Annotated in this window: 18 protein-coding genes and 1 pseudogene; 11 read left to right on the top strand and 8 right to left on the bottom strand. The window is 69.2% G+C overall.

Annotated features, from left to right (window positions below; all coding sequences use genetic code 11):
• The first annotated feature begins 412 nt into the window (after positions 1-412).
• Both OHU89_RS01515 and OHU89_RS01520 read left to right on the top strand, forming a co-directional pair.
• Positions 413-1,018, top strand: coding sequence for a hypothetical protein (locus tag OHU89_RS01515; RefSeq protein WP_405639058.1), 606 nt, complete (start codon positions 413-415; stop codon positions 1,016-1,018).
• 45 nt (positions 1,019-1,063) lie between these two features.
• Entirely contained in the window at positions 1,064-2,593 is a 1,530-nt protein-coding gene (locus OHU89_RS01520) for an ISKra4 family transposase (protein WP_405639060.1), read from the top strand.
• Between the two features lie 167 nt (positions 2,594-2,760).
• Here OHU89_RS01520 and fxsT (OHU89_RS01525) read toward each other — a convergent pair whose 3' ends face one another.
• Positions 2,761-5,244, bottom strand: coding sequence for an FxSxx-COOH system tetratricopeptide repeat protein (gene fxsT / locus OHU89_RS01525; protein ID WP_405639062.1), 2,484 nt, complete (start codon positions 5,242-5,244; stop codon positions 2,761-2,763).
• Between the two features lie 511 nt (positions 5,245-5,755).
• Between fxsT (OHU89_RS01525) and OHU89_RS01530 the strand changes: the two genes are divergently transcribed.
• A complete protein-coding gene (locus tag OHU89_RS01530; protein WP_405639064.1) occupies positions 5,756-6,232 on the top strand; it encodes a helicase associated domain-containing protein in 477 nt (158 codons plus the stop codon).
• Positions 6,233-6,248: 16 nt separating this feature from the next.
• On the opposite strand, the gene fxsT (OHU89_RS01535) is transcribed toward OHU89_RS01530, so the two are convergent.
• Positions 6,249-9,044, bottom strand: coding sequence for an FxSxx-COOH system tetratricopeptide repeat protein (gene fxsT, locus OHU89_RS01535; protein WP_405639066.1), 2,796 nt, complete (start codon positions 9,042-9,044; stop codon positions 6,249-6,251).
• A 443-nt stretch (positions 9,045-9,487) separates the two neighbouring features.
• Between fxsT (OHU89_RS01535) and OHU89_RS01540 the strand changes: the two genes are divergently transcribed.
• Together OHU89_RS01540 and OHU89_RS01545 are read left to right on the top strand one after the other, a co-directional pair.
• Positions 9,488-10,903 carry an NF041680 family putative transposase gene (locus tag OHU89_RS01540; RefSeq protein ID WP_405654258.1) on the top strand — a complete coding sequence of 472 codons (1,416 nt, stop codon included), beginning with the start codon at positions 9,488-9,490 and terminating at the stop codon, positions 10,901-10,903.
• Between the two features lie 719 nt (positions 10,904-11,622).
• The gene (locus OHU89_RS01545) at positions 11,623-12,087 is read left to right on the top strand and encodes a hypothetical protein (RefSeq protein ID WP_405639068.1); all 465 of its coding nucleotides are present in this window, start codon (positions 11,623-11,625) and stop codon (positions 12,085-12,087) included.
• 107 nt (positions 12,088-12,194) lie between these two features.
• On the opposite strand, the gene OHU89_RS01550 is transcribed toward OHU89_RS01545, so the two are convergent.
• Entirely contained in the window at positions 12,195-12,467 is a 273-nt protein-coding gene (locus OHU89_RS01550; RefSeq protein ID WP_405639070.1) for a hypothetical protein, read from the bottom strand.
• Between the two features lie 60 nt (positions 12,468-12,527).
• Between OHU89_RS01550 and OHU89_RS01555 the strand changes: the two genes are divergently transcribed.
• Complete coding sequence (locus OHU89_RS01555; RefSeq protein WP_405639072.1) at positions 12,528-13,784, top strand: beta-ketoacyl-[acyl-carrier-protein] synthase family protein; 1,257 nt, start codon at positions 12,528-12,530, stop codon at positions 13,782-13,784.
• A 345-nt stretch (positions 13,785-14,129) separates the two neighbouring features.
• Here the strand turns inward: OHU89_RS01555 and OHU89_RS01560 are convergent, their stop codons facing one another.
• Complete coding sequence (locus OHU89_RS01560) at positions 14,130-14,495, bottom strand: DUF2750 domain-containing protein (RefSeq protein ID WP_405639074.1); 366 nt, start codon at positions 14,493-14,495, stop codon at positions 14,130-14,132.
• Between the two features lie 443 nt (positions 14,496-14,938).
• Between OHU89_RS01560 and OHU89_RS01565 the strand changes: the two genes are divergently transcribed.
• Genes OHU89_RS01565 through OHU89_RS01575 form a run of 3 tightly spaced genes read left to right on the top strand, consistent with a single transcriptional unit; the run spans position 14,939 to position 17,532 of the window.
• A complete protein-coding gene (locus OHU89_RS01565) occupies positions 14,939-15,895 on the top strand; it encodes an ATP-binding cassette domain-containing protein (protein WP_405639076.1) in 957 nt (318 codons plus the stop codon).
• Positions 15,892-16,686 carry an ABC transporter permease gene (locus tag OHU89_RS01570; RefSeq protein ID WP_405639078.1) on the top strand — a complete coding sequence of 265 codons (795 nt, stop codon included), beginning with the start codon at positions 15,892-15,894 and terminating at the stop codon, positions 16,684-16,686. Before OHU89_RS01565 ends, OHU89_RS01570 begins: the two co-directional genes overlap by 4 nt.
• A 12-nt stretch (positions 16,687-16,698) precedes the next feature.
• Positions 16,699-17,532, top strand: coding sequence for a MerR family transcriptional regulator (locus tag OHU89_RS01575; protein WP_405639080.1), 834 nt, complete (start codon positions 16,699-16,701; stop codon positions 17,530-17,532).
• A 361-nt stretch (positions 17,533-17,893) separates the two neighbouring features.
• Here the strand turns inward: OHU89_RS01575 and OHU89_RS01580 are convergent, their stop codons facing one another.
• Entirely contained in the window at positions 17,894-18,199 is a 306-nt protein-coding gene (locus tag OHU89_RS01580) for a putative quinol monooxygenase (RefSeq protein WP_405639083.1), read from the bottom strand.
• Between the two features lie 159 nt (positions 18,200-18,358).
• On the opposite strand from OHU89_RS01580, the gene OHU89_RS01585 reads away from it, so the two are divergent.
• Positions 18,359-19,555 (top strand): RNA-guided endonuclease InsQ/TnpB family protein, encoded by a 1,197-nt coding sequence (locus OHU89_RS01585; RefSeq protein WP_405639085.1) that lies wholly within the window; start codon positions 18,359-18,361, stop codon positions 19,553-19,555.
• Positions 19,556-19,606: 51 nt separating this feature from the next.
• On the opposite strand, the gene OHU89_RS01590 is transcribed toward OHU89_RS01585, so the two are convergent.
• The gene (locus OHU89_RS01590; protein WP_405639087.1) at positions 19,607-19,993 is read right to left on the bottom strand and encodes a VOC family protein; all 387 of its coding nucleotides are present in this window, start codon (positions 19,991-19,993) and stop codon (positions 19,607-19,609) included.
• A 62-nt stretch (positions 19,994-20,055) separates the two neighbouring features.
• On the opposite strand from OHU89_RS01590, the gene OHU89_RS01595 reads away from it, so the two are divergent.
• A complete protein-coding gene (locus OHU89_RS01595) occupies positions 20,056-21,021 on the top strand; it encodes a helix-turn-helix transcriptional regulator (protein ID WP_405639089.1) in 966 nt (321 codons plus the stop codon).
• Positions 21,022-21,274: 253 nt separating this feature from the next.
• On the opposite strand, the gene OHU89_RS01600 is transcribed toward OHU89_RS01595, so the two are convergent.
• Together OHU89_RS01600 and OHU89_RS01605 are read right to left on the bottom strand one after the other, a co-directional pair.
• Complete coding sequence (locus tag OHU89_RS01600) at positions 21,275-21,595, bottom strand: hypothetical protein (protein ID WP_405639091.1); 321 nt, start codon at positions 21,593-21,595, stop codon at positions 21,275-21,277.
• A 289-nt stretch (positions 21,596-21,884) separates the two neighbouring features.
• A pseudogene (locus OHU89_RS01605) lies at positions 21,885-22,456 on the bottom strand (transposase); the annotation flags it as partial.
• Positions 22,457-22,492: the final 36 nt, after the last annotated feature.

A 22,492-nucleotide genomic window follows, 5' to 3' on the forward strand; every position in this document is an offset into this window, starting at 1 on the left:
TCGCACGCGAATCGGGTGAGTGTTCAACTGCGGCCGCCGGGCCACACACGCCTCACTTGCGCGCCACGACGCCGAGCGAGGGTCTGGCATGACCCTGGACTTTGCCGACGGGCGGCCAAGAAGGGCTGCTCCGATCCGCTAGGGAACTTGTGCTGACGAAGCGCCTCCGGGATCCCCATGGGGAAGTGCTTGAACTTCCGATGGGGAATATCGTGAACGTCCACAAGCCCCGAGCGCCCGCCTTGGCGGCGGGCGGCCATACAGCGTCAGCCGTCGGACGCTCGTTGCACCGTTCGGTCAATGAAGCGCGGGTGTAGCTCTTCTCCGGTGAGTCCTTTTTGGGCTCGATCGTTGCTGATCGCGGTGGTTTGCCGGATCGTCGTGCCCAGGGTTCGGGTTCTTGGGGGCGTCGATGGTGTCGTGGTTGGAGGAGTTGGAGCGGCGCGAGGCTGGTGCGCGGGCTCGGATCTCGGAACTGCGTGGTCAGATCAATGAGTTGGCGGGGCAGCTGGCCGAGCAGGAAGCCGTGGTTTCCCGGTTGGAGATCACCCGGGAGACGATGACCGAGATCCTGTCCGGGGACGGGCCGGTCACCGGACCGGATGCGGAGATGGAGCCGGAAGGCGAGGCCGGGGCGCCTGAGGAACCAGCGGCGGAAGCGGACCGGTTCGAGGCCGGCTCGCCGGTCGGGGTGCGGCTGGTGCCGTCGTGGACGGACCAGTTGGGGGCGGAGGCGCTGCCGGATGCGTACGCGGACATCGTGGAGGTGCTCGCCGACGCGGTGCATCCGATGCGGGCGCATCAGCTGTGCTCCGTGTTGGGTTTGTCGACGGACAAGAGCAAGGTGGAAGGGTTCCGGTCGAAGCTGAAGCGGCTGAGCGGGCGGGGTTGGATCGCCGAGGTGTCGCCGGGTCTGTTCGCTTCGCGGGATACGGCGCCGCCGGGGCGTGCGCCGGGGCGCGGCAACGACTCCGTGGTGTCGCCTCGCGCCGGTGAGCGGGAGGGCTCTCGCGCCTAGCGTCGAGGGTGACGAAACCATTCGATGCCCCGGAACGAGAGCCCGATGGAAGACTACGAGCATGCCGCGATGGCTGACCCGTTTGCCAGCGCGGTTTCTTTCTTCACTCAGCTGATCTGCGATCTCTCCGGCCCCGCCGTACTGGCCCTGCCCCATCAGGACGTGGAGGAGATGGCCGCGGCGCGGGGCCGGGAGCTGGCCCGGCTGCTGCTGCAGGCCCACCTTGACCTGCGCGCCCGCCACGAGGAGGCGGAACTGACCGTGCTGGATCCATGCGCCCGTGCAGCCCTCGCCGGCGGACGCACCCGGCTGGAGCGCGGGCATCACCGCGAACTGGCCACCATCATCGGGACGGTGAGGGTCACCCGGTGCGCGCTCAGGTCGCCGGGCCAGGCCAACTGCTATCCGGCCGACGCGGTGCTCGGCCTGCCGCACGAGCGGCACAGCCTGGGAGTGCGCAAGCTGGCCGTGCTCGAGGCGGTGCGCGGCTCGTATGACACCGCGATGGAGGCGATCACCCGCTGCTGCGGGAAGGTCGTGGGCAAACGCCAGGTCGAACACCTGGTGCAGGCAGCGGCGGTGGACGTGGCCGCGTTCTACGCCACGCGCACCCCGGTGCCGCAGAACGCATCCACGCTGCTGGTGCTGTCCGCGGACGGCAAGGGGATCATCATGCGGCCGGGCCATCTGCGCGAGGCCACCCGCAAGGCAGCCGAGCGTGCCAAGCGGACCTTCCGCACCCGCCTGGCCGTCGGGGAGAAGACGGGACGCAAGCGGATGGCGACCCTGGCCGCCGTCTACGACGCCGACCCGGCCGTGCGCCGCCCGCACGACATCATCGCCCCGCCCGGCGGCCGCAGCACCGCCCGCATCCCGCGCCCCGGTCCCAAAGCCCAGGCCAAGTGGCTGACAGGATCGGTCGAGCACGATCCCGAGCACGTCATCGCCGCCGCCTTCGACCAGGCCCAGGCCCGTGACCCGCAGCACCGCAGGTGCTGGGTGGTCCTCGTCGACGGCGCCCGCCACCAACTCGACCTGATCCAGGCCGAGGCCGAGCGCCGCGGCGTGAACATCCACATCGTCCTCGACCTGGTCCACGTGATCGAGAAACTCTGGGCCGCGGCCCGCTGCTTCCACGCTCCCGCCGATCCGGCTGCCGAGGACTGGATCGCCGTCAAGGCCGCCCGTGTCCTGCACGGATGCGGCCAACAGGCCGCCGACGAGATCCGCGCCGAAGCCGACCACCGCAAGCTGACAGGTGATCAACGGACGGCCGCCGACAAAGCCTGCCAATACCTCAACAACAACGCCGACTTCGTCCACTACGACCGGGCACTCGCCGCCGGCTGGCCCATCGCCAGCGGCGTCATCGAAGGCGCAGCCCGCCACCTCATCGCCGACCGACTCGACATAACCGGCAGCAGATGGAGCGTCCCAGGCGCCGAGGCACTCCTCAACCTCCGCGCCGTCATCAGCAACGACGACTTCCCGGCGTACTGGAACTTCCACGTCCAGGCCGAACGCAGGCGCCTACATCCCGCCGCCGACCAGGCCGACTACAAACTCACCGCCTGAGCAACGACCTCACCGGAGAAGAGCTACACCCATGAAGCGCACCGCAAGATCCCGGCCGCCGTGGACAACACCAGCCGCCGCGCGGCCAACCTGTCAGCACAACGGCGCGCGGCACTCGACGCGTTGGGAATGCCTGGTGGACGGTGCGGAAGTGGCTGGTGGCAGGGTCACTCCCCTGCCCCAGAACTCTCCGGTTTCCCGCCCAACAACTCCAGCCACCTGGCTGTCCTCCGGGTGTCAGGGTGGCTCTCACCCAACACCCGACGCTGCACCTCCAACGTCTCCTCCCCCGATACCACCGCATCCTCCGCCCGACCCACATCCGCCAGATGGAAGGCCAGTTTGGACGCTGTGAGCAGCGTGGCCGGATGCTCCGCCCCCAGCACCCGACGCTGCACCTCCAACGTCTCCTCCCCCAGCACCACCGCCTCCTCCACCCGGCCCACAGCCGCCAACCAAACGGCCAGGTTGTATGCCGTGCGCAGCGTGTCCGGATGCTCCGCCCCCAACACCCGACGCTGCACCTCCAACGTCTCCTCCTCCCACATCAACGCCTCCTCCACCCGACCCACAGCCCCCAGCCGGATAGCCAGGTTCGACGCTGCGCGCAGCGTGGCCGGATGCACCGCCCCCCGCATCCGACGGAGCGTCTGCAGAGTCTGCTCGTCCAGGGCGAGGGCTTCCTCGTGCCGTCCCAGCGCCCACAGCCGGACGGCAAGGCTGTGGGCGCTGGCCAGGGTGTTGGGGTGGTCGTCGCCGTGGAGGCGTCGGCGGCGGGTGAGGGTGTCTTCGTCCAGGGCACGGGCGCGTTCATGATCCTGGGTGTCGGCGTAGGCGCGAGCCAGGTGGTGGGCGGCCCACAGGGTGTCGTCGTGATCGGCGCCCAGTTGCTGCAGGCAGCTGTCATACAACGGTTGCAGGTGTTCGCGGGCCGGGCGGGCCTGTCCGCGCTCCATCAGATACCAGCACGCCGACGCCACCACCTCCCGGCCCCAGCTGGTGGTGAGCCGGGCGGGGTCGAGGGCCAGGGCGTGCGGGAGCAGGACCTGCCAGGCCGGCCAGGACCGCGGCTCGCCCAGGTTGGCGGGGCTGGCTGCGGTCAGGAGTGCTTCGGCATCAGCCCTCGCCTGGTCGTGCTCCTGGTCGGTCATCTGCCCCCTGAGTATCTCCTGGGTGAGGCGGTGCAGTTGCAGGGTGCCGTCCTCGACGCGGGCCAGCCCGTGCCGGGCGACCGCCTCCACCACCCCCACCGCCCCCAACCGCGAACCCACCGTCTCCTTCAGGAGGGTGGAGGCCTGCTCGGGAAGGTGGCCGGCGCAGGTGGCCAGGGGGAAGGGTTCGGGTGCCAGCAGGACCAGCGCATCCACCACCGCAGCCGCTCCCGGATGGTCGGTGGCCAGGCGGGTGCGGGTCAGGCGGACCTGCGCAGCCAGCGCGGTCGGATAGCCAGGCGGGTGGCTCTGAGTCATCACCTGAACCAGGTTCGCTGCCAGCTCCTCCCTCAGACCCGCCGCCGACAACCCCCGGGGCAACAGCGCCGCCGCCTGCGCCAGCGCGAGCGGCAGATCGTCCAGCGTGGCGGCGATGGAGTCGGCGTCCATGTCGGTGACGACGGCGCCCTGAGCGCGCAGCAACGCCACCGACTCGGTACGGGAGAGGGTGTCGATGTCCAGGGGGACGGCGTGGGTGTGCCAGTGCGGGTTGCGGGACGTGATCAGTACGTGGCCCGGACCGCCGGGCAGGAACGGGGCGAGCGCGTCGGGGTCTTCGGCGTTGTCGAACACCAGCAGCCAGCGTGAACGTGTGCGCAGTTCGGCGAGCAGGGCGGAGACCGCGTCGGCGGACGGTGTGCCCGCGGGCGCGGCACCGGTGTGGAGCGCGAGCGCGGCGAGCTGGTCGGGGATGAGCGTGGGGTCTTCCGATGCCACCCACCACACCAGCTCGTACTCGCCGGCGAACCGGTGCGCGTACTCGATCGCCAGCTGCGTTTTGCCGACCCCACCCCGGCCGTGCAGGGCCTGCACTGCCACCCGGCTGTCCGCCGCCAGGGCCTGGCGCAACTGGACCAGGAGGGCGTCGCGGCCAGTGAAGGACGCGTTGCGGGCAGGCAGGTTCCACACTCGCGGTAGCGAGCCCGGCAGACGCGGGCTACTGGCGCCCACCTGCCGCAACACCCCGCCACGGTCTGGGGCGGGTCCGGGGAAGGGCGGCTTGATGGTCGGCCGGGACGGGCCGTTGACCGCCTCCAGCAACACCCTCCGCGCCTCCTCCGGGATCAGACCGAACAGATCCCGGCTCAGCAGCGGACGCAGGATCGCGGGAGCCTCCACCTCGGCCACCCGGACCGGGGTGATCTTCTCCCGCATCGCCACCATCGCGGTCCACTCCGGCGTCGTGAACCGCTCCGGCTCGAAATACGCCGGGGAGAACAACGCCAGCAGCCGGCCGCGCTCGAGGGCGGCGTTCATCTTCATCACGAAGTTGTCGCCCGCACCCCAGTCCCAGTAATCCAGCTCCACCTGGTGCCCGGCGTCCAGGAGCTGCCAGGCGATCCACTCCGCCCACGCCCGGTCCGCACCCGCATGACTAATGAACCATGGTCGGTCCGACGTACCGTCAGATGCCTTGCCGAACCCGTCGATCACGCTCATCGTGTCCCCCGAAACCACACTCCGTGCTGCGTTCCAGCGTATGGGGCGGAAGCCAGCCGGGACCTGGTCTTCACGGTCCTCCGTCCACGGCGGGGGCCGACTAGCCCACGGCACCAGATCCGAAACCAGCGTGGCCGGCCGTGGCGACGGACCCGATGCCGCTGCGGGGAAGACGGGCGGAACGCGGCGCCAGCGCGGGGCCGGTGGCCGGAGGCTCGCCTGAGGGAAGCAGGGCGCTGCCCCTGCTCGCCGGAAGGGTGATCTCCGGCATCCCAAACAAGATCAAATCTCCAACGGAACCTGCACCAAGATGTCCTGCGCGTTTGCACGACTTGTCACGCCTATCTCTCACGCAATGTCGCCTCACCGCCGCTACTTCCCTGCTCAGCCAGCTACATCACGTGACACACAAACAAGAGAAATCTTGGACAGCAGGGCGAGAGATAACAGTCTCGTATGCCGGGGAGCTGTCCGAAAGCCGCATGGAAGCGCTCAACGAGATCGACCCCAGATGGGCACCGGATGGGAGATCGCCTGGCAGCGCGCGTATCGGTTGGCGCTCGCGCACGTGCAGGCCGGCGGGGCGCTCCCGGCCGCGCCGGGGCACGTCGTCGTCCAGGGCGAGGATCTCGGGGTGTGGATCGCCGGACAGACGGCCGGGTGGGACCGGCTCGTGCCCGTCCAGGAGTACCTGCTGGAGACGATCGGCGTGGACCCCGAGGGCCAGGCCGTGGCGGTAGTGCCGGCACGGCGCTCCCAGGGCGACCGGTGGGCGGCCAACCTTGCCGCCGCACGCCAGTTCCACGCCCGCGAAGGACACCTGAATGTGCCCCGCAAACACCTCGAAACGATCACCTCAGGCGAGGGAGACGGCAGCCAGGAGCCGGGCGTGAAACTTGGGGGGTTCATCGACAACACCCGCCGCAGGGCCGCGAAGCTGAGCGCTGAACGCCGTGATGCCCTCAACGCGTTGGGGATGCGCTGGTAGCAGCTGAGAGCGCTGATCACTCCTCGACGCCAGGGCCCTCCGCCTCCTCACCCAACTGTTCCAAAAAGCCGACGGTGGCCAGGGTGGCGGGGTGATCCTCACCCAGCACCCGCCGCCGACGGGCCAACGTCTCCTCACCCAGCACCCGCGCCTCTCCCGTCAGCCCCACATTCGCCAGATCGATGACCAGGTTGTAGGCGGTGGTCAGGGTGTTGGGGTGGTCCTCACCCAGCACCCGCCGCCGCCGCTCAAACGTCTCCTCACCCAGCACCCGCGCCTCCTCCGTCAGCCCCAGCGCCGCCAGGTCAGCAGCCAGGTTGGAGGCGGTGTTCAGGGTGTCGGGGTGGTCCTCACCCAGCACCCGCCGCTGACGGGCCAACGTCTCCTCACCCAGCACCCGCGCCTCCTCCGTCAGCCCCAGCTCCCCCAGCCGGATGGCCAAGTTGGAGGCAGTGAGCAGGGCGTCCGGGTGGTCCTCACCCAGCACCCGCCGCTGACGGGCCAACGTCTCCTCACCCAGCACCCGCGCCTCCTCCGTCAGCCCCAGCTCCCCCAGCCGGATGGCCAAGTTATAGGCGGTGCGCAGGGCGTCCGGGTGGTCCTCACCCAGGAGACGGCGGCGGCGCTGGAGGATGTCCTCGTCCAAGGCCCGGGCCTCCTCCGTCAGCCCCAGCTCCGACAGCCGGTTGGCCAGGTTGAAGGCAGCGGTCAGAGTGTTGGGGTGGTCCTCGCCCAGCACCCGCCGCTGACGGGCCAACGTCTCCTCACCCAGCACCCGCGCCTCCTCCGTCAGCCCCAGCGCCGCCAACAAGACGGTCAGGTTGGTGGCAGTGGTCAGGGCGTCCGGGTGGTCCTCACCCAGCACCCGCCGCTGCCGGGCCAACGTCTCCTCACCCAGAACCCGCGCCTCCTCCATCAGCCCCAGCGCCGCCAGCCTGAGGGCCAGGTTGGATGCGGTGGTCAGGGTGTGGGGGTGGTCCTCGCCCAACAGGTGGCGTCGGCGTTGGAGGGTGTCCTCGTCCAAGGCACGACCTCGCTCATGGTTCTGGGTGTCGCCGTGGGCGCGGGCGAGGTAGTGGGCGGTCCACAGCGTGTCCTCGTGGTCCGGGCCGAGTTCCCGGGACCAGATGTCGTACAGCTGTTGGAGGCGGTCGCGGGCGGGGTGGGCCTGGCCCCGGTCCATCAGGTACCAGCATGCGTTGCGGACCCTATCCCGTGCCGCCGTGGTGGTGATGTGGGCCGGGTCCACCACGAGGAGGTGGGGCAGGAGTACCCGCCAGGCCGGCCATGCCGCGGGATCGCCGGCGGCTCCGGGTGCGGCTGCGGTCAGGAGGGCTTCGGCGTCCCGTTGGGCCTGCTGGTGTTGGTCGGGGGTGAGCTGGTCGGCCAGCACGCGCTGGGTGAGGCGGTGGAGTTGGAGGGTGCCGTCCTGGGCGCGGGCCAGGCTGTGGCGGGTGAGGGCGTGCAGGGCGGGACGGGCGGTCAGCGGGCTGGCCAAGGCGCCCGTGAGGGGGGTGGAGGCGTGGTCGGGGAGGTGGCCGGCGCAGGTGGTGACGGGGAAGGGCTCGGGAGCCAGCAGGGCCAGCGCAGACAGCAGGGCGGCAGCGCCGGGGTGGTCGGTGTGCAGGCGGCTGGTGGTGAGGTGGATCTGCGCGGCCAGCGAGACCGGATAGCCGTCGGGGCGGCCGTGGGCCAGGACCGCGGCTGTGCTCTTGGCCAGTTCGGCGCTCAGATCGGCCGCGGACAGGCCGTCAGCGAGGAGGGCGGCACTCTGGGCGAGGGCGAGCGGTAGATCGTCCAGGCTGTGGGCCAGGTGGTCGGCGGCGGCCGTATCCAGGACAGCGCCGTGCGCGTGAAGCAGAGCGACCGACTCGGCGCGGGTGAAAAAATCGACATTCAGCGGGATCGCGTGGGCGCGCCAGTGCGGGTTGCGGGAAGTGATCAGCACATGGCCGCCACCGCCCGGCAGATAGCCGGTCAGGGCGGTGGGGTCTTCGAGGTTGTCGAACACCAGCAGCCACCGCGACCTCGTGCGCAGCTCGCCGAGCAGGGCGTCCACCGCATCGGCGGGCGGTGTACCAGGGGGTGCGGCACCGATCCGGGTGGCGAGTTGGGCGAGCTGGTCGGGGATGAGTGCGGGGTCTTCGGCCGGGATCCACCAGGCCAGCTCGTACTCGCCGGCGAAACGGTGCGCGTACTCGGTAGCGAGCTGCGTCTTGCCGACTCCACCCCGTCCGTGAAGAGCCTGAACGGCCACCCGTCCGCCAGCCGCGAGGGTCTGGCGCAGTTCGACGAGGAGGGAGTCGCGGCCGGTGAAGGACGGGTTGCGGGCGGGCAGGTTCCACACCCGCGGTAGCGTGCCTGGCAGCCGCGGCCCACTGCCGCCCAGCTGACGCAGCGCCCCCGATCCCGGGAAGGCCCCGCGGGTGGTGGGGCGGGCCGGGCCTGCGACGGCCTCCAGGAGCACCCGGCGGGCGGCTTCCTCGTCCAGGCCGAACAGGTCGCGGGTGATCAGGGGACGCAGGATCGCCGGGGCGACGGTATCGGCGACACGGACCGGGGTGATCTTCTCCCGCATCGCGAGCATCGCGGTCCATTCCGGGGTGGTGAACCGCTCCAGCTCGAAGTAGGCCGGCGAGAACAGGGCCAGGAAGCGGCCGTGCTCCAGCGCGGTGTTCATCTTCACGACGAAGTTGTCGCCCGCAGCCCAGTCCCAGCAGTCCAACTCCACCTGCAGGCCGGCATCGATCAGCTGCCAGGCGATCCACTCCGCCCACGCCCGATCCGCACCCGCATGACTGACAAACCACATACCACCCGACGTGTCGTCAGATGCTGTGCCGGACGCCTCGATCGCGCTCACCGTGTCCCCCGAAACCACGCTCCCGTACTACGACCCAGCGTATGACTGGGGCGCCGACCTGGACGTGGTCTTCGCGGTACCCGCCCCAACGCCCGTGCGGGCGGCTGCTCCCCACGGCACCGGATCCGAGACCAGCGTGGCTGGCCGTGGCGGCGGATCCGGTGCCGCTGCGGAGAGGGTCTGGCGGAACGTGGCGGGCTTGTCTGGGGTGGTGGCCAGGGCCCGTCTTAGCTTGGTGTTTAACCTCGGCCGTTCACCTGACCCGCTGATCTTGGTTCGTTCCTGGGACAGCAGGGCGGCCGTTCTTCACGCTTCGAGGTGTCGAGCAACGTCGCGTGAAGGAACGGCCGCTGGTGAAGAGTCTCGCCGCTGAACAGTCCGCTGACGCCGCGTTGGGTGTCCTGTCCCACTTTCGTGTCGAGTTCTACGACTGCTGCCTCTACACGCGGGCGGATGCGCTCTTCGAGCTCACCGACGCGGTGCTGTGCTCGGACGGCCCGGTCACCTCGCTGGTCGAGTTGACGCTGACGGCCGAGCACCGGCGCGGGCACGGGGCGATGTACGACGCCATCAACCACGGCTGGCTGGAACCGCGCCGCCTACGCAGGCTGCTGGCCTCCACGCCGCTGCCACGAGCCGCCGACGGGCGGATCGTGCTCGCGGTGGACGTGAGCAACTGGCTGCGACCCGACGCCCCCACCAGCCCGGAGCTGCTGTTCTGCCACGTCTACGGACGGGGCCGCAGCGCGGATCAGTTCATCCCCGGCTGGCCCTACTCCTTCGTCGCCGCACTGGAGACGGGACGCACGTCCTGGACGGCCGTGCTGGACGCGATCCGGCTGGGACCGGCCGACGATGCCACCGCGGTGACCGCCACCCAGCTGCGCGAGGTGGTCACCCGGCTGGTACATGCCGGGCAGTGGCGGCCGGGCGACGCGGACATCCTCGTCGTCATGGACACCGGCTACGACGTCACCCGCCTCGCCTACGTCCTGGCCGACCTGCCCGTCGAGCTGATCGGCCGGCTCCGCTCGGACCGCGTCATGCTCCGCGACGCCGGCCCACGCCGCTCCACCCCACGCGGCGGACAGCCCCGCAAGCACGGCGGCGTCCTCACCTTCTCCAAGCCGGCCTCCTGGCACACTCCCGACCAGGCCACGACCTGCGACACCACCCGCTACGGCCAGGCCGAAGCCCTCGCCTGGGACCGGATGCACCCCCGCTTGCAGGCCCGTGGCCCCTGGCTCGACCACTGCGGTGAACTCCCTTTAATCCACGGCACGTTGATCCGGCTGAAGGTCGACCACCTGCCCGGCGACCGCGACCCCAAGCCGGTGTGGCTGTGGTCCTCGCGCACCGGAATGACCGGACAGGACGTCGACCAGCGGTGGCAGGCGTTCCTCCGCAGATTCGATCTTGAACACACCTTCCGGCTGTTCAAACAGACCCTGGGCTGGACCGTCCCCAAGGTCCGCGATCCACACACGGCCGACCTGTGGACCTGGCTGATCATCGCCGCCCACACCCAACTCCGCCTCGCCCGGCCCCTCGCCGAGGACCTCCGCCGACCCTGGGAACGGCCCGCCGAGCCGCGCCGACTTACCCCCGCCCGGGTCCGCCGGGGGTTTCGCCACCTCCGCGCGAAGACCGCCCGTCCCGCCGACGTGCCCAGACCCTCCAAGCCCGGCCCCGGACGCCCACCCGGCTCGAAGAACCGCAGGCCAGCCCCACGTCACGAGCCCGGGAAGACCCTGAAACGAATCGAAACCCTCACCGAACACGTCCGCCTGAAACAGCAGCGAGGTTAATGATCAAGTCAGTCCAGCGTTGGCGCGCCCGGTGGGGCTTGCTTGTAGTGATGCTGGCTATGGCGACGCGTTTTGGGACCACCGAGGCGCCTCGAATCGGCCCCAATCTGTGAAGATCGCCGCCAGCGAAGACGGCTTGAAAACAGTCCTACTTGGCCCGACGAGCCGGTCACGGGCGGGGCCGATGCAGGTCGCCTCGGAGCGGGCTTCACATTTCGGGGCCTGCTGGAATCGCCTCGGTGGGGCCGGAAGAAGTCGCCCTTGCCAGCAGAGGGTGGGCACGGTTCCCAGGACGAACAAGATCGGCAACGCCAGCGTCCAGCGGTACGAGCAGATCGTGGAGAAGCTGCGCGATGACGTCGCAAAGTTGTCGAACCAACAACCCGAGCACCCCAACCCTCCGCACTCCGCGGTGACCCGCGCCTTCGCTGCGAGCCACGGATCTGACCGACCCGTAGGGCGACTTCTCGTGGTCCCAGCGGTAGCAGCAGTCGAGCTCAACAAGGTCACGGCTGTAAACCAGAGGCGGTCTCGTCCGCCGCCTTGCCCGTACTCCGGTGTTCGCGGCGGCCGTTCCCTTGTGGGTCAAACGACCGGCACACTCAGCGGCCGAGCCGGGCTACTGTGCCCGCTGTACGGGGCTGACAGGGGCTTCCGGCATCAGATTCGAGGCGAGCGATCCTGCCGCCTCGGTGTCTGGAAACTCAGGAAGGGTTCTCATGAGGGTCAAGCGTGTGCGCCGGGTCGGCACCACCGGCGCGTTGGTCGCCGCGACGCTCGGCGCGTCGATCGTCCTCACTCCGTCGTCGGCATCCGCATCAGGCACATGGGATTGCCACGGCACCCAGGTCAAGCGCTGCACCATGATCTGGTGGGACCCGGACGCGGACACCTTCCGGGCACGGGCGAAGATCACCGACGCCGACGGTGGCGGCAACTACGGAGTCAAGGTCAACAACGTGAGGCTCCAGCGCTACACGTCCTCCACTGGCTGGGTGACGGTGCGCCAAGCAGACGATAACGACAGTTGGCATGCCATCAGCGACCTGGCCGGCACCAGCACCATCGACCCGTGCAGCGGGCCACCGAATAGTTTCCGCGCGGTGGCGGCGTTCTACTGGAGGGGCGCGGGCTCCGGCTCGGAGACCTGGCATCCCAACTCGGCGACGAGCCGCGACTGCTGACCCACACCCGATGGTCCGTCCCGCACTCCTCGGTACGGGGCGGACCATTTCGCTTGCGGTCGTTAGGGTCGCGGGCATGATCCGCGCGGTTGAGTCCCATCCGTTGCTCAGCTTCTTCGTCGACGCAGGCGTGCGCACTCCCGGCAGGACGGCGGCCCTCCGTCCCAGGACTTGGTGCACACCCGTACTCCGCCCAGCAGGGCGTGGGCGTGGACCGGGTGCCGGCAGATCCGGCACCGGCTGACCGAGGCGGCCCGGCGCATGTGCCGGGCGGCGCGGCGGGCGGCCTCCATCTCCGCGAACATGTCGACGGGGTCACGCGAGAGTCGCGCCAGCACCTCGTTGACGACTGCGACCCAACTCCACCTGACAGCCACCATTTTGCGACGTTTAGGTAGCTTTACCCTTTTGGTCAAACAGATAACTGAATGAGGAAGATCGTGGTAGAGAAAGCTTCCGCCGGAGCGTCGGATGTCGTGGTCACCGGACTCGGAGCGGTCACGCCCCTGGGCGCCAACGTCACCTCCAGCTGGCAGGGCATGCTGGAAGGCCGGTCAGGAGCCCGGGTTTTGAACGAACCGTGGGCCCATGAGTTGCCGGTGCGGATCGCCGCACCCGCGGCCGTGGACCCCGCGGCAGCCCTCCCGCCCGCGCAGGCGCGCCGGATGGACCGCGTCACGCAGCTGGCGCTGATGGCCGTACACGAAGCCTGGGCGGACGCCGGCCTCGATACCGCTACGGAGCTGGACACCGAGCGGCTCTCGGTCGCGGTCTCCTCCACCATCGGCGTAGAGACCATGCTCGCTGCGCATCAGACGCTCCAGACCAAGGGCTGGAAGCACATGTCGCCCTACGCGGTGCCGTCCCTGCTGCCCAACAGCTCGGCGGCGCAGATAGCCATCCAGTACGGCGCCCAGGGCAGTGCCCATACGCCGGTGAGCGCCTGTGCCTCGGGGACCGAGGCCATCGGGCTGGCGGCGGACATGATTCGCTTGGGCCGGGCCGACGTCGTGATCGCCGGCGGCGCCGAGGCGCCGATCCACCCGTTCGGCCTGGGCGGGTTCGCCGCCATGCGTGCCCTTTCCCGACGTAACGACGACCCGCAGGGTGCCTCCCGCCCTTTCGCCAAGAGCCGGGACGGTTTCCTGCTCGGCGAGGGCGCGGGCATCGTGATCCTTGAGTCGCAGGCCCATGCCCGCGCCCGCGGTGCCCGGGTCTACGGCCGGATCCTCGGTATCGGAATGTCTGTCGACGGGCACCGCATCGCCCAGCCGCAGCCCGAGGGACTCGGTGCGGCCAAAGCCATCACCCGGGCGCTCGCCGACGCCGGCCTGTCGGTCACCGACATCGCCCATGTCAACGCCCACGCCACCTCCACACCGGCCGGAGACCTCGCCGAAGCCCGCGCCCTACATCGTGTGTGCGGCGCCCACACCGACCAGATCGCCGTCTCGGCTCCCAAGTCCATGATCGGACACCTGCAGAGCGGCTCCGGCCCCGTCGAGGCGATCACCACCCTGCTGGCCCTCTACCACCGCGTCGTGCCCCCGACCCTCAACGCAGAAGAGACCGACGACGCAATCGGCTTGGACATAGTGACCGGATCACCGCGCCAACTTCCTCAAGGACCACTGGCGGCCCTGAGCAACTCTTTCGGCTTCGGCGGCCATAACGCCACCTTGGTCCTCGCTTCCTGAACGGCCTCGCCCGCGGGTGATAGATCTGCCTGCGCCGCTACCTGCTGCCGTTCCGGATCTACCACCTGTGGGCCGAGCAACGCCTGCGCACCCAGACACCCTCTCTGGATGCCGTTGCACAGGAATGTGCTGCGCAGGGGATCACGGCGCAGCACAACAGGCCCATCACCACCACCTACATCGCCGACCAGGTCGACGACTTCGAACGGCGCTGGCAGGCCCTCACCCGCCACCACGCGCAGACCAAACAGTAGAAGCTGGCCAGTTGATCACCCCAGCCGCCTCTGCCGGGACCGCACCCCGGGATTCCGCGCAGCCACTTGGCGAACCGTCGCTGGACCGGATCTATTGATCGTGGGGCGGCTCGCTGAGTGCGTGGACGAGTCGATTGACGACTTCACCGGCAGTGAAGTCCCATCCGGTCAGGCGCTGTCCGCTCCAGTTGATCCCTACCCGCAAGCCGTCCCTGGCGAGGTCCGGCAAGGCCGCCCTTCGCCAATGATCCAGCGGCATGGAAACCGCACGAAATTGAGGACCCCACAGCTGAGCGGCTCGCTGTGCGCGGGTCTGTGACGACCAGTAGGGAAAGGCTGGCTGTCCGGAAGTGGAGAGCGGGGCGGGACTGCCGTCGTCGTCTCGCACCCACCACACGGTGCGAGTCCGGGCGACCTCCCGGAAGAAGCCCGCTGCGTGAGCCCCACTGTTGCTCACTCACATCCTCCTGGACCGTCCGAACATGAGCACCGGTTGATCATTGTGCAGCTGAGGCCCTGAACCGACGAGAGGGGCCCATGCGCGGCTGTGCATCGATCCGGACACCGGCCTGACGCTCTGGCTGCGGTCGATCGCGAGCGACGGCCGTCTTGCCGCGCGTTTGTGCCGCCTGCGGCTGGCCGCGCAGTTCCCGGTGGCGCTGAAGGTACGTGAACCGGGTGGACGCGCCCCAGGAGGGCGTTGTCCGGCCGCGCTTGGTTCGGCCTTCTCCGGGCCCGTGGGCGGTCGTGCTCCTTGGCGTACTTGACCAGGTACTTGGCGCGGTCGTACGACAGTCGACCGTGGCTGGTGTGAGGCAGAGGCCGACGCCCCGCGTGGGCGAGGCCGCGTAGCGGCAACAGTTGACCCTGACGCAGGGGCAACCTCTCAGCATGGTCGGCATGACGACGAGAACCAGTGCGATTGAGGTCGCCGGGCTACGCAAGTCGTACGGCGGCCACGAGGTGGTCGCCGGAGTCGACCTGAGCGTCCCCGTAGGCACCGTCTACGCCCTGCTCGGGCCCAACGGGGCGGGCAAGACCACCACAGTGCGGATCCTGTCCACATTGCTGCCCGCAGATGCGGGTGAGGCTCGGGTCGCCGGCTACGACATACGCCGTGAGGCAGACCAGGTGCGTGCGTCGATCGGAGTGACCGGGCAGTTCTCCGCCGTGGACGAGTTACTGACCGGGCGGGAGAATCTGCGGCTGATGGCCGACCTCGGCCACCTCGACCGGCGCCATGCGCAGAGCGTGGCAGAGCAGCTGCTGGAGCGGTTCCACCTGGCTGATGCCGCCGACCGGCGCGCGGTGACGTACTCGGGCGGTATGAAGCGGCGGCTGGACCTGGCGATGACCCTGGTGGCCGGGCCGCGGCTGATCTTTCTGGACGAGCCGACCACCGGTCTCGACCCGCGCAGCCGCCGTGACCTGTGGGGGATCGTGCGGGAGCTGGTGGCCGACGGGGCGACCGTCTTCCTCACCACCCAGTACCTGGAGGAGGCCGACCAGCTGGCCAACCGGATCGGTGTGCTCGACGGGGGCCGGCTGGTCGCCGAGGGCACCGCGGCCGAGCTGAAGCGGCTGGTCCCCGGCGGTCATGTCCAGCTCCAGGCCGCCGACAGCGAACGGCTGACCGAGTTGGCGCGCCGGTTCCCCGAGGCGACCCCGAACACCGCGGCGCTCACCCTGACCCTGCCGCACGACGGCAGCCTCACCACGCTGCGACGGCTGTTGGCCGGGATCGACGACAACGCGGTCACCGGGCTCGCCGTGCACACCGCCGACCTGGATGACGTGTTCCTGGCTCTGACCGACCACTCCACCGCCGACGAGTCCCCCGAGGAGGTGCCGGCATGAATAGCGCGACGTATGCCGTCCGCGATTCGGCGACCATGCTGCGCCGCAACCTGAAGCACATGGCCCGGTACCCGTCGCAGACGCTGATGCTGATCGGCCTGCCGCTGCTGTTCCTGCTGCTGTTCGTCTACGTCTTCGGCGCCACGATGGGTGCCGGTCTGTCCGGAGCCCCGGCGGGGGACCGCGGCGCCTACCTGACGTTCATCACTCCCGGGATCTTGGTGATGGCGGTGTCGAGCGTGTCCATCAGCACCGCGGTCTCGGTCGCCACCGACATGACAGGCGGAATCATCGACCGGTTCCGGACCATGCCGATCGCCAAGGTGTCAGTGCTCACCGGCCATGTGCTGGGCGCGATGGTCCAGACTGCGCTGGCCCTCGCCACGGTCTTCGGGGTGGCGTTCCTGCTCGGTCTGGAGAGTGCCGCTTCGGCGATGCAGTGGTTGGGCCTTGCCGGGCTGCTCGCGCTGCTGTCGTTCGCGATGACCTGGTTCACCGTGGCGCTGGGGTTGGCCAGCCCCACCCCGGAGGCCGCGAGTAACTGGCCGATGATCTTCATCATGCTGCCGTTCGTGGGCAGCGGATTCGTGCCGGTGGAGTCGATGCCGACCGGGCTGCGGTGGTTCGCCGAGTACCAGCCGTTCACGCCGATCATGAACGCTTTCCGCGGTCTGCTGGCCGGGGCGCCCGATGGTTCCGACGTGCTCTGGGCCATCGGCTGTTGTGAGGTGATCGGGCTGGTCGGCTACCTCTGGTCGCGGCGTCTCTACCGGACCCGGGCTGCGCACTAGGAGACTGGTCTGATGCTGACGATCGGCGAGCTGGCGTCGTATGCCGGAGTGACGGTGCGCGCGGTGCGGCACTATCACGCCAAGGGTCTGCTGCCTGAGCCGGAGCGGGACCACTCGGGCTATCGGAGGTATGGCGCCGGCGCCGTGGTCGAGTTGGTCAAGATCCGGACCCTGGCCGAGGCCGGGGTGCCGCTGGCGCGCGTGCGAGAGTTGCTGCAGGCCGATGCGGAGGAGTTCGCCGCGGCAGTCGCCGATATCGACAAGCGGCTGCGGGCGGAGATCCGGGAGCGGCAGCGGCACCGCGAGCGGATCGCCCGCCTCGCCGCCGGAGACAGCCTGGCACTGCCCCAGGAGGTGGTCGAGTACCTTGACCGGCTGCGGGCGCTCGGGGTCGACGAACGGATCGTCCAGGTCGAGCGCGACGGCTGGATCCCGCTGGCCGCGCGCTCACCCGAGCGAGTCCCGGAGTGGATGGCACGCAAGCGAGAACAGATCACCGACCCGCAGATCACCGACTTCTATCTCACCCTGAGCAAAGCTCTCGACCGCACCGACGACGACCCACGACTGGAGGAACTGGCCGACAAGCTGGCCACCTACATCACGCAGATGGCCGACGACCAGGGCGAGTTCTACGTCGACGACACCGGCATCGAGTCACCGTTCGCCGAGCTGCTGGACACCCATGTGTTCGACACCCTGCCGCCGGCCCGTCGGCTGATCGAACTGTTGACGAAGCGAGGCTGGACCGGCTGGACCAAGCTTAAGCGCGTGAACCCAGCACGGGGCGCGGCCGGAACACGGCAGACAGACGCTGCAGTGCGGCGTTTCCAGAGTGAGTCGTGACCGCGAGCGGGGGCGGTGCTGGGCAGGGGGCTGGCGACGGTTTCAAGGCTGATGCCGATGCAGATGGCCAGGCTGGGTTTCCTTACGAGACCGGCCCTGCCTGAGGCGGGGCCAGATCGCCGGCGTCGAGCGGGCCGAAATCTCGAAGTCCGGTACCGCCAGCCGCTTCGACCGGGCCGGGACGGCCACTCGTGTGTGCCCATTCATCCATGCGGAGAAGGCGAACTATCCGATCGTTCTGCCGTGCCGGGTAGTCAGCGCGCACATCATCAGCGGCGCAACAGGCATGCCGGGGCCGGTCGTACGCGCCCCGGCTGCATGAATGACCTCCGAGCGAGCCGTTCATGCAGCCAGAAGCGTGTCAGGGCTGTCCGTCGGCAGCGGGGAGGCCCACTCCGCCCAGGACAGCGACGTCCGTGCGGTGCGGTGGGGTCGACAGCAGCGCGAGGACTTCTGCGGGGCCGGGACCGTCGGTGGACGGCGGAGCGGCAAGAGCGGCCTGCGCACTGGCGTCGTCCCGCCAGACCTCGGTGACGTGCACCGTGTCCGGGTCTGCCGTGCCCTGGCTGATCAGGTAGATCTCACAGGCAGGGAAGCCGTGCAGCCTTTCCGCGACCCTCAGCAGGACAGCGGCGAGTTCGCCGCCCTTGCCCGGATGCGCGGTCATGGTCATCGGAATCTTTCGTGGATACCCCCGGCTTTAGCCGGGGGAGGAAGCGAAACTCCTGCGGAGCAGGGGATGGAGCTGGGATGCGCCTCAAGGGTGGATCGCAGTGCCCTGACCGGCACGTTTGATCGCTACCTGCGGTCTGGCTAAGTTGTGGCCGTGGCCGTGAACCGTGTGAAGCGGGCGTTCAGGTACCGCTTCTATCCGAGTGATGTGCAGGCGGCGGAGCTGTTGCGGACGTTCGGTTGCGTCCGCAAGGTCTACAACCTGGCGCTCGCCGCCCGTACCGAGGCGTGGGCACGCCAGGAGCGGGTCAACTACCACGCCACCTCCGCGATGCTGACGGCGTGGAAGAAGACCGAGGAGCTGGCGTTCCTCAACGAGGTGTCCTCGGTGCCGCTGCAGCAGACGCTGCGGCACCTGCAGAACGCGTTCACCCATTTCTTCGCCAAGCGGGCGAAGTACCCGCGCTTCAAATCCCGCAAGAGGTCGCGGAAGTCGGCGGAGTACACCACCAGCGGATTCCGTATCCGCAACGGCCGGCTGACCTTGGCGAAGATGACGGACCCGCTGGACATCGTGTGGTCCCGGCCGCTCCCTGCGGGGGCGAAGCCGTCCACGGTGACCGTCTCCCAGGACGCGGCCGGGCGCTGGTTCGTCTCGATCCTGTGCGAAGACCCCGGTATCGAGCCGCTTCCCGCCACCGACGCGGCGGTCGGTATCGATGTCGGCCTCAACCATCTCCTCACTCTGTCCACCGGGGAGAAGATCGCCAACCCCCGGCATGAGCGCCGTGACCGGGCCCGGCTGGCCAAGGCGCAGCGGGAGCTGTCCCGCAAGGCCAAGGGCTCGGCGAACCGGGACAAGGCCCGCCGTCGCGTCGCCAGGATCCATGCGCGGATCGCCGACCGGCGCCGGGACCTGCTCCACCAGCTGACGACTCGGCTCGTGCGTGAAAATCAAACGCTCGTGATCGAGGACCTGACCGTGACCAACATGGTCAAAAACCGTCCGCTCGCCCGCGCCATTGCGGATGCGGGCTGGCGTGAATTCCGCTCAATGCTGGAGTACAAGGCCGCCTGGTACGCGCGGGAAGTGATCACCGTAGACCGCTTCTTCCCCTCCACCAGGCTGTGTTCCGGTTGCGGCAGCGTGCGGGAGAGGATGCCACTCAGCGTCCGTATCTGGACGTGCGGGAACTGCGGGATGGCCCATGACCGGGACGTGAACGCGGCGAACAACCTTCTGGCCGCCGGGCTGGCGGTTTCTGTCTGTGGAGCCGGTGTAAGACCTCAACGGAGTTCTCCGGGCGGGCAGTCGGCGATGAAACAGAAAACCCCACGGCGCGAGCCGTAGGAATCCTCCTCGCTCACGAGGAGGAGGAAGTCAACAGTCTGCCGATCATGTTCAGACCAGGGTGGTGATGCAGAACGGGTGGCCGGCGGGGTCCAGCAGAACCCGCCACCGGTCGGGCTGGGGCTGGGTCGGGGGCTCGACAGCACCCAGGGCCAGCAGGTGAGCCTGCGCGGACTCCAGGTCGTCGACGCCCAGTTCGATGTGTGCCTGCTTCTCCTGGGATGGGTCCGGCCAGGTGGGACGCCTGTAGTCGGTCAGCCGGTTGAACCCCAGTCCGGCAGAGCCCTCCTGGCCGAGCAGGATGAAGTCGTCGCTGGAGTAGGCGACGGGCAGGCCGAGGGCTTGCCCGTAGAAGCGGGCCATTTCGGCGGGATCCGGGCAGTCGAAGGTGACGGCCGCGTAGCGGATCGCGGGTGCGGTCGTGTTTCCAGTAGTCATGAGGAAGACGCTATGACGGGACCAGGACAGATTCGGTCCTGGTCATGCGGGAGACTTCAGAGGTGATCAGCACTTCCGCCCGTCTCCTGCGACTGGTCTCGCTACTGTCCGCACGACCGTCGTGGACCTGCGGCGAGCTGGCCGACCACATGGCAGTCACCGAGCGCACGGTGCGGCGGGACATCGCCAGGCTCCGGGAACTCGGCTACGGAGTCGAGTCCGACCCCGGACCATGGGGCGGTTACCGCCTCCGCGCCGGAGCCCGGGTGCCACCGTTGATCCTCGATGACGAGGAGGCACTCGCCGTGGCCGTCGGGCTGCGCGAGGCCGCCCTCAGCGGCGTCCTCGGCGGCAACCAGGCCGCGCTGTCCGCGCTGCTGAAACTGCGTCAGGTTCTGCCGCGCCGGATCGCGGACAGGCTGGGCGAAATGGACGCCGCCTTTGTTCACACCACAAGGCCCGACGCGCCGCAGATCGCGCCCGGCATGCTGCTGGAATTGGCCGGCGCGTGTCGCCGGGGCGAGCGTTGCCGCCTGTCGTACCGCGATCGGGAGGGGAACGCCACGCTCCGGGATGTCGACCCGTACCGCCTGGTGCACACGGGACGCCGTTGGTACTTCGTCGCCCGGGACGTGACGCGGGACGAGTGGCGTACCTTCCGGGCCGACAGAGTTGGTCAGATACAGCCGACCGGGCGCCCAGTGGAGCTCATCGACCCACCCGACCCGGCCGTGCTTGTTTCCCACTCCATCGCGACCGGGGCCTACCCGCTCTACGTGACGATCCGCCTCCCGCTGCCCATGGACCAGGCGCTGCGGCTGATCCCACAGACGGTCGGTACCCATCGCCCGGAAGGTCCCGACGCCACGATCGTCGACATCGGCGGCCCCGACGCGGACGGGCTCGCCAAATACCTCCTCAGCCTGGCCACACCACTACGGGTCCTGTCACCGGACGACGTACGGGAAGCTCTGCTGCGCCGCACCCGGGAACTGATCGAGGACAACGTGAACGACCAGCCCCGGTAGAGAGGCATTACGCAAGGCAGTCCCCGGCAGCGAGGGAAGGCGCGGGCGAGGCCGGTCCAGCCGCCCTGTTGACACTGCTCTCCCCCGACGCCCCACCGGGTCAAATGACCGTCTCGGGCCCGCGCTTGGAAGGGGACAAGCTCAGTCAAAGCGGCGTCCTGGCTGCCGCTGGACCGACCGGGCCGGGGCAGTGATCGGGCCGATCACATCCCGATGCAGCGCGTCGCGCACGGTCGCGGGCCCCTCCCCGGGTTCACAGGGCGTGGTGCAGCCAGCGCTGGAGGACGGTGCTGACGTCTGCCGGCAGGGCGCTGAGCTGGTCGATGACCGCGCGGTCTTCCGGCATCGGGGGGATACCGGCGGCGGTGAGCGTCGCATTCAGGGCAAGACGCCGCTCATCGCGCGGGTCGAGGATCCAGTTGAGGCGTTCGGCGGGGTTGGGCGGCGGCAGGAAGTAGTCCAGGTCGTCGCAGGCCTGGTCGGGAGCCGGCCAGGTGTTGTCATGGGAGTCCGGCGCGGCGTAGGGGTCGGCGTAGGCGCAGGAACTGAGGTCTTCGTTGTTCCAGGGGGTCATCTCTGTCTCCCAGCGGGTGTTGTGCGGATTACTGGTCCAGAGCTCCGCGAGGCCTGCTTCGGTTGCGGCTGCGGCCCGACGTCACACTGCTGGCGTCATCGGCGGCTGATCACCTTGTGTGACCAGCCGACGGCCGTCTGCGCCACGCTTTCGGTGGCGCGGGTGCGTCGTGTGTGCCGCGTACGCCGTGGTGTGCGCTGGCTGCGGCCGGTTGCGTGTGGGCGGATGCTGCGGGCATCGCCCATCTGAGTCGCGAGAGCAGAGTCAAGCTTGGAGAGCATCTGATCAAGAAGCCTGCGGGTCGGCCGCCTTTGCTGCCCCTTTGTTGGCGGTTGGCCCGCTGGTTCTTCGGTTCGGGGATGGTGTGCTTGATCTGGCGTCGTCGCAGGTAGCGACAGTTGCTATGGGAGGAGTGCGCCTTCTCGCCTCCGAGATGGTCGGGCCGCGTGCGTGGATGCCCGCCGCCGAGTCGGGCAACACGGATGCGTTCCATGACCGGGATGACTTGCGGAGCGTCGCCCCACTGGCCCGGAGTGATCAGCAGGGCCAGCGGGCGGCGCCCACCCTCACCGGCGAGGTGGATCTTGCAGGTCAGGCCGCCCCGGGAGCGTCCGAGTCCCTCGGCGGGGCGGTGCTGCCGGGGTGTGCGTCTTTCCCCGGCGCTCGAGGCGGTTTCCTACGAGCGCCGGGGGCGTGCTGATGGGGCCGGCAGGAGGCCGAATCGACGCCCACCATCGACCATTCGTACGCTGTCCTCCATGGACCGGAACGCGCAGGTAGATCCCGCCGTGGCACCCCAGTGCGCAGTCGGTACAGGATCCCGTTGATGACCTTGCGGTGACCGGCCCACCGGTCGCCGCGCTGATGCTCGCGCCAGCGCACCGTGGCCAGACAGAT

The sequence above is a fragment of the Streptomyces sp. NBC_00019 genome, assembly GCF_045041015.1.
Lineage (GTDB): Bacteria > Actinomycetota > Actinomycetes > Streptomycetales > Streptomycetaceae > Streptomyces.